This window comes from Arthrobacter sp. D3-18 (genome assembly GCF_054408525.1).
In genome coordinates this window covers 1,088,481-1,103,101 of sequence record NZ_CP096440.1, presented here as the reverse complement: position 1 = coordinate 1,103,101, position 14,621 = coordinate 1,088,481, and the positions used below count along the sequence as shown (strand labels likewise).

The 14,621-nt window shown below is 59.4% G+C and carries 16 protein-coding genes; 9 read left to right on the top strand and 7 right to left on the bottom strand.

Annotated elements, in window-relative coordinates; all coding sequences use genetic code 11:
* Window positions 1–81: 81 nt before the first annotated feature.
* A complete protein-coding gene (locus M1D89_RS07200) occupies window positions 82–420 on the bottom strand; it encodes a hypothetical protein (protein WP_498649348.1) in 339 nt (112 codons plus the stop codon).
* Window positions 421–654: 234 nt separating this feature from the next.
* Here M1D89_RS07200 and M1D89_RS07195 point away from each other — a divergent pair, with 234 nt between their 5' ends.
* Window positions 655–1,506 (top strand): SAM-dependent methyltransferase, encoded by an 852-nt coding sequence (locus M1D89_RS07195; RefSeq protein ID WP_498649346.1) that lies wholly within the window; start codon window positions 655–657, stop codon window positions 1,504–1,506.
* A 139-nt stretch (window positions 1,507–1,645) separates the two neighbouring features.
* Here M1D89_RS07195 and M1D89_RS07190 read toward each other — a convergent pair whose 3' ends face one another.
* The 5 genes from M1D89_RS07190 to M1D89_RS07170 form a co-directional block, all read right to left on the bottom strand.
* Window positions 1,646–2,089, bottom strand: coding sequence for a hypothetical protein (locus M1D89_RS07190; protein ID WP_498649344.1), 444 nt, complete (start codon window positions 2,087–2,089; stop codon window positions 1,646–1,648).
* A 2,649-nt stretch (window positions 2,090–4,738) separates the two neighbouring features.
* The gene (locus M1D89_RS07185; RefSeq protein ID WP_498649342.1) at window positions 4,739–4,999 is read right to left on the bottom strand and encodes a hypothetical protein; all 261 of its coding nucleotides are present in this window, start codon (window positions 4,997–4,999) and stop codon (window positions 4,739–4,741) included.
* Between the two features lie 463 nt (window positions 5,000–5,462).
* Window positions 5,463–5,921: a hypothetical protein gene (locus M1D89_RS07180; RefSeq protein ID WP_498649341.1), complete on the bottom strand. Its 459-nt coding sequence runs from the start codon at window positions 5,919–5,921 to the stop codon at window positions 5,463–5,465.
* A 168-nt stretch (window positions 5,922–6,089) separates the two neighbouring features.
* Window positions 6,090–6,401 (bottom strand): transcriptional regulator, encoded by a 312-nt coding sequence (locus M1D89_RS07175; RefSeq protein ID WP_498649339.1) that lies wholly within the window; start codon window positions 6,399–6,401, stop codon window positions 6,090–6,092.
* Window positions 6,401–6,865 carry a hypothetical protein gene (locus M1D89_RS07170; RefSeq protein WP_498649337.1) on the bottom strand — a complete coding sequence of 155 codons (465 nt, stop codon included), beginning with the start codon at window positions 6,863–6,865 and terminating at the stop codon, window positions 6,401–6,403. The genes M1D89_RS07175 and M1D89_RS07170 overlap by 1 nt, the downstream gene beginning before the upstream one ends.
* Before the next feature lie 339 nt (window positions 6,866–7,204).
* On the opposite strand from M1D89_RS07170, the gene M1D89_RS07165 reads away from it, so the two are divergent.
* Window positions 7,205–7,825: a hypothetical protein gene (locus M1D89_RS07165; RefSeq protein ID WP_498649335.1), complete on the top strand. Its 621-nt coding sequence runs from the start codon at window positions 7,205–7,207 to the stop codon at window positions 7,823–7,825.
* Between the two features lie 122 nt (window positions 7,826–7,947).
* On the opposite strand, the gene M1D89_RS07160 is transcribed toward M1D89_RS07165, so the two are convergent.
* Window positions 7,948–8,721 (bottom strand): cyclopropane-fatty-acyl-phospholipid synthase family protein, encoded by a 774-nt coding sequence (locus M1D89_RS07160; protein ID WP_498649333.1) that lies wholly within the window; start codon window positions 8,719–8,721, stop codon window positions 7,948–7,950.
* Window positions 8,722–8,894: 173 nt separating this feature from the next.
* On the opposite strand from M1D89_RS07160, the gene M1D89_RS07155 reads away from it, so the two are divergent.
* The 7 genes from M1D89_RS07155 (at window position 8,895) to M1D89_RS07125 (ending at window position 14,583) form a co-directional block, all read left to right on the top strand.
* A complete protein-coding gene (locus tag M1D89_RS07155) occupies window positions 8,895–9,860 on the top strand; it encodes a hypothetical protein (RefSeq protein ID WP_498649331.1) in 966 nt (321 codons plus the stop codon).
* 148 nt (window positions 9,861–10,008) lie between these two features.
* Window positions 10,009–10,512 (top strand): RNA polymerase sigma factor, encoded by a 504-nt coding sequence (locus tag M1D89_RS07150; RefSeq protein ID WP_498649329.1) that lies wholly within the window; start codon window positions 10,009–10,011, stop codon window positions 10,510–10,512.
* 2 nt (window positions 10,513–10,514) lie between these two features.
* Complete coding sequence (locus tag M1D89_RS07145) at window positions 10,515–11,393, top strand: hypothetical protein (RefSeq protein WP_498649327.1); 879 nt, start codon at window positions 10,515–10,517, stop codon at window positions 11,391–11,393.
* A 286-nt stretch (window positions 11,394–11,679) separates the two neighbouring features.
* Entirely contained in the window at window positions 11,680–12,261 is a 582-nt protein-coding gene (locus M1D89_RS07140; RefSeq protein ID WP_498649325.1) for a DUF1349 domain-containing protein, read from the top strand.
* A gap of 233 nt (window positions 12,262–12,494) precedes the next feature.
* Window positions 12,495–12,902 (top strand): hypothetical protein, encoded by a 408-nt coding sequence (locus tag M1D89_RS07135; RefSeq protein ID WP_498649323.1) that lies wholly within the window; start codon window positions 12,495–12,497, stop codon window positions 12,900–12,902.
* Between the two features lie 813 nt (window positions 12,903–13,715).
* Window positions 13,716–14,015 (top strand): DUF4193 domain-containing protein, encoded by a 300-nt coding sequence (locus M1D89_RS07130; RefSeq protein ID WP_498649321.1) that lies wholly within the window; start codon window positions 13,716–13,718, stop codon window positions 14,013–14,015.
* Window positions 14,016–14,166: 151 nt separating this feature from the next.
* Window positions 14,167–14,583: a MarR family winged helix-turn-helix transcriptional regulator gene (locus M1D89_RS07125; protein ID WP_498649319.1), complete on the top strand. Its 417-nt coding sequence runs from the start codon at window positions 14,167–14,169 to the stop codon at window positions 14,581–14,583.
* Window positions 14,584–14,621: the final 38 nt, after the last annotated feature.

The following is a 14,621-nucleotide window of genomic DNA, read 5'->3' as shown; positions in this document are numbered from 1 at the left end:
ACGAACGCTGGTGGCTCGCTGTGATCGCTGAGCGGCGATGTTGGCCTCCGCGAGACGACAGGGTCGAGGTAGATAAGGTTCCTATTTGTATCGCCTTGAACCTTTCGGCCGCCGTCGCCACCAGGGTCGTTGACGCAACTCGGCCTGCGCGCGGGCGAGCAGGAGTTGAGTCTCGCGAAGAAGTTCTAGCGACGTCTCTTGAATTTCTCGCGACGCATCCGTCGCCGCCTCTGCCTTCTCTGCCGCACGGCGGGGCAGGAGAAATTCGATAAGAAGCGTTGCTGCGGTGCCGAGCAAGACGCCTGACAGCACCAGTAGGAATTGCGGCATAAATCGCATCTCGGGAACGGTCCAGCGGACGACGAAGCCGTAAGCGATTGCGGGGAGGCGAGCTATCCGCTGATCCAGGTTGTCAGCCACCCACGGACCCTTGGGACGAAGGGAGAATTGCACGACCGCGACCCTTCCGATGTCGTTTAGGAGGACAGAGATCGTTTGCTGGTCAGGGGGTCTGCGATGCCTTTCTGCGTCGAGTGGAGACCTCGTGAGGGCACAGGCCAGACCCTCCCTCCTGCCGGAGGAGGGCAGATGACGGGGTGGTGGGAGCAAGCGCATACTTGACGGCTCCCCGAAGTCCGCGCAGAATTTGCGTCCATGGGCGACTCGCACGAGGAAATGCTTCGTCACTACGAGCCGGGCGGACTTCTGCCGCGAATCGTGGCGGGGTTGCAAGCTCTCGGCAAGGACCTGGACTCGGTCACGCACGAAGATCTCGCGCCGGCCGACGAGTTTCACTCCGCGGGACGTTCGGCTACGCGCGCATTGGTGGAGCTTGCAAAGATTCCGCCAGGATCGCGAGTGCTCGACGTGGGCAGCGGGTTGGGCGGCCCGGCGCGTTACCTCGCCGCAACTTTGGGTTGCGACGTGACAGGCATCGATCTCTCGCCTGAATTCTGCGGGGTGGCCAACGCCCTTTCTCGGATGACGCGTTTGTCCGATCGCACCCGCTTTCAGGCGGGTGATGCCCTGGAGCTTCCGTTCGCCGCGTCCAGCTTCGATGTGGTGTGGACGATACAAATGCAGATGAACATCCAGGACAAGCGCCGCCTGTATTCCGGAATCGCCCGGGTACTCAGGCCGGGCGGGCTGTTCGTCTGCCAAGAAATCTGCGCGGGGAACGGCGAGCCGATCGAGCTTCCGGTCCCATGGGCGAGCCGCCCCAACCAGAGCCATCTGGCCGATGCGGAATCCCTCCGCGGGTTGATCCGCGGTGCAGGTCTCCTGGAGCGCACCTGGCGCGACATTACCGCCGACATCGTGGCGGCGCGCAAGGCACAGCAGGCGAAGGCGCAAGCGTCGGGTGCGAGCGGCTCCAGCGCCCCTCCTCCGCTTGGAATGCATCTCGTGCTGGGAGAACAGGCAGCCGTCAAGACGAGTAACTCCGGGCGCAACACCGACGCCGGGCGCACGGTGTTCATCCAGGGCGTATTCGACAAGCCTGTCTAGTGGTCCGATCCGCTGATCCCCCTGGAAAACTCTGTCGAAAGCACGGGCGCGGCGAATCTCCATTGATCGTCCGGTCAAAGGGCACATTCGGTCACGACGACCGAAATTCGCCCGCTGAGGGATCGGTGGATTCTGGCGGTCATCGCAACAGGATGTCTCCGATGACTTCGATCGGTGGGACGCCTGGAATTACCGTGATTCGTCGGCTCGCGCAGCTGAGTCCGGCACCATCGTGGGCTATCGCGTTCACGCCTCCGATGGCGACATCGGCAAGGTCGACGAGGCCAGCAACGCGGTCGATGAAAGCAGCATCGTGGTCGACACCGGCCCGTGGATCTTCGGCCGGAAGGTAATTCTTCCGGCGGGCACGATTCAGCGTGTCGACGACGCGGACGAGAAGGTCTACGTCGATCTCACGAAGTCCCAGATCAAGGATTCGCCAGAACTCGATGATGCCACCGCTGACGATCCCGCCTATCGAGACCGGCTCGGGACCTATTACGGCGAGTTCTACCGTTCGCCCCGCGGGTGCCCGGGGCCTGCCGGGCACCCGGCGCCGCTGCCCGCTTCGCCACCCATCCATCCACCCATCCACGGGATCAGCACACTCAAACTCAGGGGAGTCCGCACTGGACGTCCTCGCGTCGGCCTGCCATGTAGAAGCCGACTGCGATCGGTGAAGGAACCTTCTACGGGACGGTTGCCAACGATCTCGTGACCAGTGCCCGGGTAGGGATCCCTCTATGGGAATCCTAAAAATAGGGCAGTATCTTGCGTTTCGCGATTTACACTCGGATGGCCTTCTTCCCCTCAGGAGCGAGTTGCGGTATCAAGATCCGTGGCGGTGGCAATTTGGGCTGCTGTATCTGATCTGCGGAACAGTCTTCTGGCCCCCGCTGTCCACGACCCGCATGATCATGGGGATCGTTTTCGTCGCCATCGTGACCGTTCTCCTGATCCTCAAGATCATCCGAGGTCGCTCGACTACCAGGACACCAGGTCCTCTTCGTTCTTCATCCGTTGACCGGCCCGGTTAGCCTGCGATTGTTGGGCGAGGGCGCGGGCGAGAACAGATCCTAGCCGTGTTCTTATACCTGCCCTTACAAAACGGGCCACAGCGGCCATACGCTGAAGTCCTTATTCCGTAAGGTCTGGACAAAGGGGGATATATGGACCATCGATCCAAGGGACGGACGAATGAATGGGTTCATCCGACAGTAAGACGAGGCACCATTCTTTGGACCGGTCAGGCTCTCGCGTTCACGGGTGGTGCTATCTTCATCATTTTTCTCGCCTTTCAGGACCCTACGGTTGAACGTCTATGGTGGGCGGCACTCGCTCCGATCGCAGTCGTCCTCGTCTGGCTCTTGACCAGGAAGATGATCAAGAACCTTCAACGCGATTTTCGATACGAAGAGAACGTCAACACCAAAGATCAGGGTTGACCCCGACGCTTGGTTGTTGAGCGGTGCTCCAGGACGCGAAAGAAGCCACCGCTCCCCGATTGTCGGTTCGGGAGAGCTGCCCGCACCTCGTCCCGTAAGCCGGCGGCTCTCCGAACACTTCAAAGCGCCCGGTAAGGGATCCTTCATCGGGCCGCGCGATGCAGTCCAACAATGCAAAGAGCCTGAGGCGCGCCGCCTGCTCCTTGACTTACAGGAATAGGCTTTGAACCAAAACCGACTGGGTGAATCGATATAGCCATCACAAGGCATTACGGGGGACAAAGTGAAAAGAATGGAAGCACCCCGCTTTTCGACCGTCTACGCCGGGTTGGGGATCGTGCTGTGGCTGGTGCTGGCGGCAACCGATATCGCTGACAACGGCACATCTTGGCGAACGGTAGCGTATGCCCTACTTCTGGCGTTTTCGATTTACATCTTCGTTAGGGCGATCAACACTCTGCGTAGTCAGAAAGGTGAGAAGCGGTAGACCGCCCGGAACGGGATCCTTTACCGGACACCTCGTCCTTGGAATCGAGATTTCGTCCATGGCTAGGGTTTCGAGGGGCACAGCATCGAAGCCGGTAGAGTGCGCTTCATGACATTGGGGGACGCAAAGCCACTTGTGCCCGCCGCCCGTGGACCTTTGCCGGCGTGTCCATCATGGTCGTCTCGACGGCAGTGCTGCTGTTTGGTTGACCCAAGTGCCGCCGATAAAGCTGCTACCCGGATATGGGACGGCCTACCTGTTGATCGGAGCTTTCAGCCGTGGGGTAACAGGAAAGGTGACGTTGCGGCATGCTGGCATGTATCGGTTTCTGGGAGGTCCTGGAAAGACTTTCGACGGTATAGGAGCGCTGTTTCGTTTTGACCAACCAAAGTAAAAAGATCCTTTTGAGTGTCGGGAGCGCCGTCTTAATCGCAGTCCTAGTGGGTGTAGTGGCCGGTTGGGAATGGGCTCTCGGCGCGATCGTTGCTTCAGGAACAGGCTTGGGGACATGGATCGGAGTCCGTGCCGGAAATAAGAGCGCACGGGAAACTGATAAGTATCGCGAGGAGTGGTTGGGGAAGAGGAGGGGTTCCGGACCTGACGAGAGTCAGGAGTCGACAAAGGAGTAAGAATGAGGGGACTGCCTTAGCAGCCGGGACGGGGCGGAACCGACAAGTGCCCAACCATTCCTGCTCTGCAACTTGCCGACGCAGTTCGCCTGCGGTCGTCCCACTTCCTTAGAACCGGAACGCTCACGACGGGACACTCCCCCATTCATCCAAAGGTACGGGATCTGTGACTTTCAGTGGTAAATGGCGGTGTTTTCACATCGCTATTTGGCGCATGGGTTAGTCCGCAAGGGGATCGGCTTACGGACAAGGGGCACGGCCTCTGCAGGGTTCTACTGTCAGGGATCTAAACAGGATGAGCATCCTCGGAAGCCCCCATCCTTTCGATGGACGTGCGCCCCGCGCCGGCTACTGGGACCGCCAGGGGGTGAAAGCACTTGTAACTTGGCCGAGTCAGTTTAGCTACTGACTGCAAACAACACCATGCATCCAAGACCTACGAGGGCGGCAGCTATGATCAGCCAATACTCTCGGCGGGCAATCGTTAGCTTTTCTTTTTTCAGTCTAACTACTGCACCTAGAAGGAGAACCACGATGAGGAGTGCGCAAAGTATCGCGATGGCTAGATAGAACAGGTGCATGAATTTCCTTAGACCTATGTGGCATCCCGCGGTTTCTTCCGCCACGCGAGGGTATTTCGCACTAACCTACCGGCAGGCGGCCACGTTACCTCAAGCCCGGCCAGTAGGGTTGTCTTTCCCCTCTTCCACGTGCCGGTATTCACTTGGGAGTTTCCTGAGCTCTCTTATGCTGAATACCATCGCCACGATGCCGATAAGGGCGACGGCTACAGAAATCATGACATGATCCACTGTCGGCTCCCTCAGCAGGAGAATCGGTATCCCAATCATTGTAACGACGCCCACGGTAATCTGAATCGACCAGTAAATCCTGGAGCGTTTCTCCTGCGAGTGAAGAACCCAAGGCTTCATTGTGTTCGCTTTCAGCCGTTTCTCAGTTATCAGTCTTGGTCCCGAGCATAGCTTGGCTTGACCATAGCGATTTCTCTATTTTTCGAGCCAGGCAGACGACCGGGAAGTAGGAAAGCAGTGATTCAGTTTCGTGTGGGAGGAAACGCATGGCGGAGCAAGGAATCCCTCAACTTCTTGAGAGGCCAAACCTGCCTTAGACAAGAAGCTAGCTACTGTCCGGTGAGGGATCCCTGACCGAACGCGTCAAAGCGCCCGGTCAGGGATCCTCCAGCGGCACAAGTTCGCAGTGCGGACGACTACTGACATTCAGTGCAGGCAGCTTCTGAAAATGACACCACCATTGCTCCGCCAGCAGCGCCTGTAACGGCTCCCGACAGTGGCCCAAAGGTGTTGGGAACTGTGACTGCCCGTCGCCAACTGTGCTCGATGTATTCAGAAACCGAAGATTCGAGGCCAATCTCCCTCAACGACGCTCGGATCGCATTCGGAGGAGTTGATAGGCGAGCCAAAGCGTTCCGACGATCGGCAGGAGGGGAAACACTGGTCTTCCAATGGAGACGACGTAGGCGAAACCGACCCAGAGAACAGCTGTGATGACGGCCATCGATATCAGTGTCTTGCGGGTGACCGGATAGGACGGTAGATCGATACCTTCAGCGCGTAGCTTGCGGGTTTCAAGCACTGCCCCACGGATCAAAGGGCCGAAGACAGCAGCCAACGCCGCAACGGCCAATAACGTGCGCCAAGATTGCGGCACGTTTGCTGAATCCAGGACACTACCGAGCAGCACTCCTAAAAGGAGGAACCACCAGAGACCCCAGACAGCCAGTCGTCTTCGTTTCGGCGGCATGCCCTCAAGGGAATCCGCTGGCCAGGATTGCCATGCATACTTGTTGCCATCCTTGCTTGCCCCCGGGTCCATTCGCTTAGCCTAGCCCGAAGACTCAGTACAATCTGTCTGTCGACCACGGCCACAGGCACTCCGCCTAAACGCTCTCCTCCAGCGGCGCCCGGCCGCTCAGGGGGCGTCCGGTGAGGGATCCTTGACCGGACGCATTATTGCGCAGCGCCATCAGTGCATGGGCCATTGCTAGGTTTCTGCGTCGCGAATGATCTGTTCAAGATATGCCACATGGGAGAGGAAGGCTTTTCGGCCCGTCTCCGTCAGCGAGGCCCAGCCGTGTGGGCGGGTGTTGACCGTGCGAGAGGAGAGTTGTATGTAGCCGGCTTCCTCTAGCCGTTTGAGGTGTTTGCTGAGAACTGAGGGGCTTATGTCCAGGCTGTCACGCAGGAATTGGTATTCGGTGTCGCCGAGCCGGTGCAGGAGGCTGCAGATTCGCAGGCGGTATGGGCTGTGAATTACGTCGTCCGAGGCTGGCAGCGGAGATTCTTGGGCAGGCATTACCGGTTCTCGCGGATCGAAGTGGCGAGTGCATTCTCCATTCGGGCGCTTGACCAAAGGCATGCGGCCCCTGCGAGGACGGATCCGAGCCAGAGTACCCATTCCTCTTTTGTGACGGTGAAGAGGAGGATGCCGGCTGCCCCGAATACGAGTACGGCTGCCGTTTGGAGCAGCCCCCATCGAAGGGCCAGGCTGTCGGCCCAGGGATCGGCTTGGGTCTTGGTCACCCAGGGGCGGATAAGGCCTAGTCCTACCGCAGCTGCGGCGCTGATGGAGATAACCAGGATGAACGCGCTACCTTCCAATCCGAAAGCCCGGATAAATGCAACCACCGCCAGTGCAAACCCGAAGCGGTACCAGAATGGAGCACGAGCCCTCTGGGTGGCCCTCGATGTGTCCCGCCGGAGCATTTCAAGGGCTTTGCGAGCTGCGGTTTCCTCAGTTCCCCCGTTTTCATTTTCCATATTGGAAAACTATCGATTTCTGTTGCGGAAAGTCAAGAACCGATGATCGGGTTGAGTTGATTTCAGCGTCCGAAAGCCGGTCGTCCGCCAGGCCCGCCAGCGCCCGCATGGGGATCCCCTTGCGGACTACCCAATACGCCAAATAGCGCTGCTAAAACGCCGCCATTTACTGCTGAAAGTCACAGCCGATCCGTAACCGGGCGCTTGAAGCGCCCGATAGACCACCGGCTTACGGCGGCTTCTGGGGCTCCCGAGATGGGATCGGCTTCCTCAGCCGGGATACCGTGAAGGCGACGTCCTCCCGTGGTTCGCTTTACCCCTACCCCGCGAAAGAACCTGATGAAAACGGACACTGAAGTGCTGGCAGCCGACATGATGCGGTTTGCGTCCCTGCTAAGACACATGAACCTCTCTGTCGTGGCGCTCAACTACGAATCCCTTGCCAGAGCGCTTCAGACCGAACCATCGGAAGAGTCTGTGGAGGAAGTTCGCCTGTGGCTCCGCTCGTCAATGAAGGGCGGAAGCGGAAGCCTGCGTGACCGGTACGTGCAGAAGGACGGAGCAGTGGATGAAGTCCTCAACGCCGAGTACGAAGAACTTCTCCAGAAGTTCACGGATTTCATCAATGCTGAGCCGGAATCGAACGAGAGTGCGGCTGCTGCCATGTTCGCCAATGGAGGCACTTACTTCCGTCTGATCGAAACTCCCGTCCGTAGTAGATGGTTCTCCCTCAAAGGAACCTTCACGTACGAATTAGCGACTGCGCCGGGAGTCACACGGCTGGTGACGTTGGATCAACTCGATCAAGCTGTCGGTTACGGGCCGCAGGACTCCCGGAAGGACTGGCAGGAGTGTCGGATGGTTGCAGACCGCCTTTTCAGGGAGGGACGCAGGGACCAATGGGTTCACTACTCCAGCTCCTACATCGTTCCGGACGATGCACTCCGAAAGGATCGGTAGGGATATGGGCGCAGAGGAGCGTCTACATGGTGCAGATAACAAGGGAGGTACCTCGGCGAGCGAGCCCCTGGTGGAACGCCAGCATGTCTGTGCGTCAGATGACGGTGAGTCGCAGTGAACTCCTACCCCTTTAGGCAGAAATATGCCATCCCGAGTACGCCTCGGTAGCCCTCTTCATATGCAGCGCGCTGTTCCTCATATTGCCGACGGACCTGCTCTGCGGCGGGATGGTCGGCATCATGTGCTTCGAGCCAACGGTTAAACCTGTCGCGATACCCGGCTTCGAAGACGTCCCACTCCTGAACGCTTGCCTGGTCGTCGTCCACCACTTCGAAGCCAGCGGCGCGGATCTGCTCGCGTAACGCATCTTGTGTCAGGTACTCGTCATCACGTCCAGCCAGAGGGGCGATAGCAGCCGGATGAGGTGTTGCTGACCAGATCGCCTCACCGTAGACGAGTCGGCCGCCGGGAAGCACCAGGGCTCGAAGGGCACGCAGGGCTGCGGCGTAGTCGAGCGGCTGCGCGTCCTCTACCGGCGGCCCCCAGATCTGGCTCGCGCCGATGCAGATGACAGCGTCTGCGGGGCGATCCTGGGCTTCCAGCCCAGGCATCGAATCAAGCGTCGCTCTGTCGAGCAGCCCACGAGTCAATGCTTGTTGCCTCGCTCGGTCGATGAACGCGGAAGCACTGTCCACTCCGCGTCCCCGTGCCTGCGGGGCCGACGTCAAAACCCGAAGTAGTAGTTCACCCCACCCGCACCCCATGTCCAGAACCTCAACCGGCGCCGGGTCGGACAGGAACGCCACAAGGTGTGCAGCACGTTCCTCGGAAAGCGGCGTAAGCCAGGTCAGGGACTCGTAGAGGGGCGGCAGTTCAAGCGAAGTACTGTCGGTCACTCAATGATGTTCTCACGATTCACAGAAGCGACTGAGTGGCACCCTTCCAGATGGAAACGAAGCATGTTCTGAAAAGATTTTGGGAGCCGTTGTAAGTATTCGTTCCTACCCGGAAACAACATGTGTGAGTGGGCTGATCTGCCCGGCTCGACTAAGGGGGAAGGAACCCAGCCATGAAGTACCACCGATCCGACTACGCGAAGTACGCCATTCTCACATCGCTTGCACTTGCACTTGCTCTCACCGCGTGTACGTCGGCACCAACCGTGGCAGGGACATCAACCACGGCTACAGTTTCAGAGGAAATCTCGACCCTCACCCCGCCATCTCCTGCTCCCATGGAAGAGGAGGGGCTTCCCTCCCCTGCAACCAGCGCCCTCACGCCGGCTGACGACTCCCTGCCCAATGTTCCGACACCTTCGGCAGTGATCCCGATTATTGGAACTTCCCCACGGCCAACACCGGTTTCAGTGCCGGCAGCACCCCTTGTCCCTGTAGTGCCCACGGTCCCCTCGTCTCCCGTGACCACCCCACCGACAGTTATCGTAGAGGCGCCGATTACCCCCGTCGTCCCCTCAACCCCGCACGTCTCGCCCGACTACGGGAACGGCACGTTTACCTTCCCGGACGGCCACATCTCCTTCGATGTGCCCGCCGGCTGGACTGTACAGGTGGAGCAGGAACCGTACAACGAAGAAGCAAATCATCCCGGTGGAAAGGAGAACTCACTGGCTGCCATTATCTTCGACAACAACGGTGACAAACTTGCTCACATCACCAGCGGAGGCACCGGCGGTCTGGTCGCCGGGCCGGTCAACCGCACCATCCTCGACTCACAGGAACTCAGTGCATTCGACAGTCGTAACGGTGCCTCGCACTTCGCTTTCATAAGGGATGACTATGCCGGCTTCCCTGAATTTCCGGTCCGCTACTACATGGGGGTTGTGGCCGAGTACTTCATGACAGAGGGTCCCGACAGCCCTTCCGTGAACAGCTTCATGATCATGCCGAACGGGGCAGCAACCGCGGTTGCCGAGATCGACGCGTCCATGACGCCTGAAACCGCTGAAGCGTGGATGAAAACTGATCAATACGTCAAGCTTCGGGCATTGCTGACCAGTCTCCGCTACGCTGCCTAACCACCAAACGCTCCAGATACCCGGCAAGCCCAGCAGGAGGCCTGCCGGGTATCTCCATTTAAGTTTTCGGCAGTTGTGTAAGAAACAGCCGTCTCCGGGAAACTAAGTGTTTGAATCATCAAGCGCTAGCCCGGGGGAAGAAATAAAGATGTTGGCTACTAGAGAGCAGGAACTGAGTGCTCTTCATGCTGAACACTTCAGCCGCATCTACCAATACATCGCGTATCGGATCAACGACCGGGAACGGGCCGAGGAGCTGGCTAATGATGTGTTCCGGATCGTATGGGAAAAAATGCCTGCCGAACCGCCGGGCATCGGGTGGCTGATATCCACAGCCCGGAACGTGCTGGGCAACGAATACAAAGGCCGGCGACGGCGCGAACAGCTTATGGAGCGCCTCGCCGAAGAAGCCCGCAACAGGGCATCCGAAGGCGAGGATGACCAACAGGCTAACGTTGCCGACATTCTCTCAAAGCTGAAGGACAAGGACCGCGAAATCCTGATGCTCTCCTACTGGGACGACCTCACTACAGCCCAATTGGCCGAGAGCCTGGGGTGTTCCCCATCGGCTGCAGCCGTCAGGCTTCACCGGGCCCGCAAGGCCTTTGCGAAAGCCGCACCGACATACCTCATGACAGAACGGGAAGTCTAACCATGGACCGCATCGAACAACTCATGAAAAACTCAAAACCCCACGTCCCCGAACCAGGCACCACCCCGGGTGTCCTGACGGGACGGTCTCATGTCTTCTCCGACGATCCCAACGTCGTGTCTCTCGCCGAGCACAAGCGTCGGCGATCGGGGTGGGTAGGCACCGCAGGTGTGGTCCTCGCTGCGGCGGCCGTCGTCGGGGCAGTCGTTGTAGCAGGGAACCTGGCACCCCAGTCTGCGCCAGCACCTGCCACCACCGATACCCCCACTGTGACGGCTACGCCGACGGCCACGCCTTCACCCTCGCCAACGACAACCCCAAAGGCAACGGCAACGGCAATCCCGACGGCGGAGGCTACCCAATTGCCGACGCCCACCATCCCGGCCGTGGCCACAACCGCGCCGGTAGCCCCGCCGATTCCCGCCCCCACCATTGTGCCGCCCACCATTGCAGCTCCTCCCGGCCCCGCCGCAGGCTCCTGCACCGTGGACAACATTGACATCCAACGTGCTGATCAAGTCAGGGCCATCAAACCCATCCCGACCAATGAACAGCAGTACTACACCGTCCTCGGCTGCGCCGAAGGCTGGCTCGCCTACTCCATCTCCGATGAAGGGATTAAGGCCATCGGTCTTGACGGCGGCAACGCCTGGTACGGCGTGGCCAGGCTGCAGGACAACGGTCGATACCTGAACGACCACGGACAGCTCTGGTCAAGCGTCTACAACTGGGAGTTCCAGACCTACGCGGTCCAAAACGGCCAGTACGCCACCGCGCAGGAAGGCATGGACAAAGAGTTCACCGACAAGGGCATCCCGGTCCGGCTGAGAGCTCAACTTGTTGGACCGGGACCCACCACCCCTGGCGGGACAACCCCCTAAAGCACAGAAATGAAGCATGGAAGCTATCGACGCACATACTGTAGTGATGTTGGCTGTCTTGGTTGTTCACCTCATTGGAGTGATAATCGTCGCTGCATGCGCCGCCGCCCTGATGACCGCATTATCCACTGGCATCCTTGCCGTGCGCACAATCAGAAGCATATGGTCAGGGGCTGGAGTCCGTATTCAGCGACGTCTAAACAAAGCGAGTCAGCTAGGTTAGTCCCAGCCGAAGGCCGTTGTGTTCCGCGAAAAACCTACCCATTAATGAACATCAAGGAGCCCTGTGCCAACTGACATTCCCTGGAGCCGCGGCGAATGGACCAACCAGCCGGCCGCCGTCGTCGAGCAGGCAGGTGACCTTCTGGTGACTGCAGCCGAAAGCAGCGACGCCTGGCGCGTCACGTCCTACGGATTCATCCACGACACCGAACACGCGCTGCTGGCGCCCTTCCCGCAGGACAGCGCAATGGAGGTTGAGTTCACGGCCGCCTTCTCCCGACAGTTCGACCAAGCCGGCATCTTCGTCCGGATCAGCGCCGAGCATTGGATCAAGGCCGGTGTGGAATACGCCGACGGCGTCGCTCAAGTGGGCGCGGTGGTGACGGACCGCTTCTCGGACTGGTCCTTGGCGCCTGTCCCGGACTGGAACGGCGGGCGGGTCCGCATTCGGATCAGCCGCTCGGGCGACGCCCTAACCATCCGGGCCGGCTCGGGCAGCAACGACCTCCAATTAGTCCGTGTTGTGCCGTTGGCGCCTGACCTGGTGGCACTCGCCGGACCGTTCACCTGCGCACCAACACGCGCGGGGCTAACCGTCCCTTTTCACTCCTGGCGGGCTACTCCTCCGGACAGCCAACTCCACTGATGCCAGCGGGTTCTGAGGCGAACTTGCGGGCCCATCCGTTCATGAGATCATGGAGGTTCCGGCAGCCTGCCATTGACAGTGCTGCGACTCAGTTGGCTCCGTAACAAGCCTATGGGGGGCACATCACGGTGGAAGATACTGCAAGTCTTTGGCGTACTGATCCTGCCACGTTTCGTGACGTGGTGATCGACCGTCAAGCCCTGGAAGCTGCGTTAGCAGGCGAGTGTCCTCCCGTGGAACGCATTAGGTACCTTGCCCTACTTGGCCGGGACACCGAGGCCTTGGACGAAGGCTTCAAACTACTCCCCCACACACCTGACCGCCGGGAATTATTGCTGGTCCTTGCCCAGATCAATCAGCGTCAGTACCGGTGGCACGAAGCCGCAGTGCTCCATGAAAAAGCCCTCCGAACAGTCCGGTCGGCGGAAGAGGAAGCCTACGTCCGTCACCACATCGGCAGGCGGCTTTTCGACGAAGCCCGTTTCCGCGCCGCTGCCGATGAATTTCAGTGGGCAGCGGACCTCTACCGAGTCGCCGGCCAATCTGAACTCGCAGAAGACAACCGCCAGGCCATGCGCCACGCCCTGCAGGTGCACGGCGCTGAGCGAGGCGCGGGACGTTCGGCGTTCGACCTTTCCTGACCTGGAAGGCCTAAACAAAACGGGTTGGCGCGCTCCGCCGTTAATGAACAATGGACCCGATAGCAGTCGGGTCCTTGTTCAGCACGGTGCGGTCTTTGGTGCGGGTTAGAGGGCCATAACCTCGAACTTCACACTTTGAGTCTATGGCCCCGGCTGCCTAATCACCATGACCCGCTGGTTCTGGCACAACATTCCCTAAAAGGGAGCGGTGGACACCAGCTTGGCTGGTGTCCACCGCTGTTTTGGCAACGTCTTCCATGACGCGGAAAGACTCTGGCCGTCAAGATCGTTCTGTGAATACGAGCCCGCGTTCCCAGAGAACCTCAGTTTGCGAACGCAAGCGTCGACGCTCAGCTAGATTCCATGAAACACAAGAAGGACCGCGCCAATTCTGCGCGGTCCTTCTTGTCTTTGGTCAACTTCGAGTCTTATCTAGTTGTTGCACTCTCTCGAGCTCGCCTACGGCTTACCATCCAAGTGGCGACCCAGAGTAGGAGGACCAGCAGGAGAGTTTCGGTTCCATTCGGGGCAGCACCAAACGCTGCCATGATGTACGGCAGAACGAACACAAGAAATGCCGTTACCGTAAGTACCAAGATCCAGGCCCACTTATTCATTGCTCCCCCTAAGCTCCACCAACAAGTTTCAGACGCCTTTAGTATGCACACAGGCACCACGTCGGAAACGTCAGGTCACGAAGTGTCACTCTCGCAGAGTCACGTAAGGAGACTGGGCGGGAATACAGTGCAAACCTCCGGAGTTACAAAGTGCGCACATAACCAAACAGGCACTTTTACAAGGGGGTTCACCACTATGGCCACCGATTACGACGCACCGCGGGCCCTGCCCGAAGAGGAACAGGCTTTGCCTCTGGCAGAGCTGGCACCGGCCAAGGGTGCTGCACGCACGGACACGATCGACTTGGACGAAGGGGAGCTGGCTGACGCCTTCGAACTTCCCGGCGCTGACCTTTCCAGCGAAGAACTCCAGGTTGAGATCGTCCCCATCCAGAACGACGAGTTCACGTGCATGTCCTGCTTCCTGGTCCACCACCGCAGCCAACTCGCGCGGGAGACCAACGGGCATAAGTACTGCACCGAATGTGAAGGATAGGTAGAGCGGAACCTTTACCCCCAAAGGCGGGTTCCGCCGTCGTGCCCCTATTCGCGAGCCGGTCCCTGACCGGCGGTCAGCTTTGAACGCTGTAGGCCTGATGTAGCCTAGTAAGTAAGCTGACTATTTTGGAAAGCGTGGGGGTGCCTGAATGCCTGATATGGAACTATGGCCAACCAGCCGACTGCTGTCCACGGCGGCGCGGCTCGTGGAGCTGGCATGGAACGACAAGCTGCGTCCGCTGGGGCTGACCTATCCGGCGGTCCTGACACTTGATGCCGTTGCAACGGCGGGGCCCATCACGCCTGGAGACCTGGCAAGAAGCGTCCGTGTGCAAGCCCAAACCATGGGCCCGTTGCTATCCAGGCTGGAATCGCGAGGCTTCATCCGCCGTGAACCCAATCGATTCGACCGACGCAGCCAGCTGATATCCATTACCGACCTGGGCCTGACGCTGCTGGAGCAGTCCCACCGCCAAGAAAACAATGTGCTCGCAGCCATCAACCTGGACTCCGAGGACCTCCGCGAGGAGCTCCTCGCAATCGTCCGCCATGCAAACTTCAACTAAGTGTTAGGTAATCCCGCGTAGACGAAAGCCCGTCTATC

Coding starts and splice junctions, on each gene's coding strand:
- M1D89_RS07150 (WP_498649329.1), top strand. CDS start 10,009: ATGTTGGCTACTAGAGAGCAGGAACTGAGTGCTCTTCATGCTGAACAC.
- M1D89_RS07190 (WP_498649344.1), bottom strand. CDS start 2,089: ATGGATGGGTGGCGAAGCGGGCAGCGGCGCCGGGTGCCCGGCAGGCCC.
- M1D89_RS07155 (WP_498649331.1), top strand. CDS start 8,895: ATGAAGTACCACCGATCCGACTACGCGAAGTACGCCATTCTCACATCG.
- M1D89_RS07175 (WP_498649339.1), bottom strand. CDS start 6,401: ATGCCTGCCCAAGAATCTCCGCTGCCAGCCTCGGACGACGTAATTCAC.
- M1D89_RS07130 (WP_498649321.1), top strand. CDS start 13,716: ATGGCCACCGATTACGACGCACCGCGGGCCCTGCCCGAAGAGGAACAG.
- M1D89_RS07170 (WP_498649337.1), bottom strand. CDS start 6,865: ATGGAAAATGAAAACGGGGGAACTGAGGAAACCGCAGCTCGCAAAGCC.
- M1D89_RS07165 (WP_498649335.1), top strand. CDS start 7,205: ATGAAAACGGACACTGAAGTGCTGGCAGCCGACATGATGCGGTTTGCG.
- M1D89_RS07195 (WP_498649346.1), top strand. CDS start 655: ATGGGCGACTCGCACGAGGAAATGCTTCGTCACTACGAGCCGGGCGGA.
- M1D89_RS07145 (WP_498649327.1), top strand. CDS start 10,515: ATGGACCGCATCGAACAACTCATGAAAAACTCAAAACCCCACGTCCCC.
- M1D89_RS07125 (WP_498649319.1), top strand. CDS start 14,167: ATGCCTGATATGGAACTATGGCCAACCAGCCGACTGCTGTCCACGGCG.
- M1D89_RS07185 (WP_498649342.1), bottom strand. CDS start 4,999: ATGAAGCCTTGGGTTCTTCACTCGCAGGAGAAACGCTCCAGGATTTAC.
- M1D89_RS07180 (WP_498649341.1), bottom strand. CDS start 5,921: ATGGACCCGGGGGCAAGCAAGGATGGCAACAAGTATGCATGGCAATCC.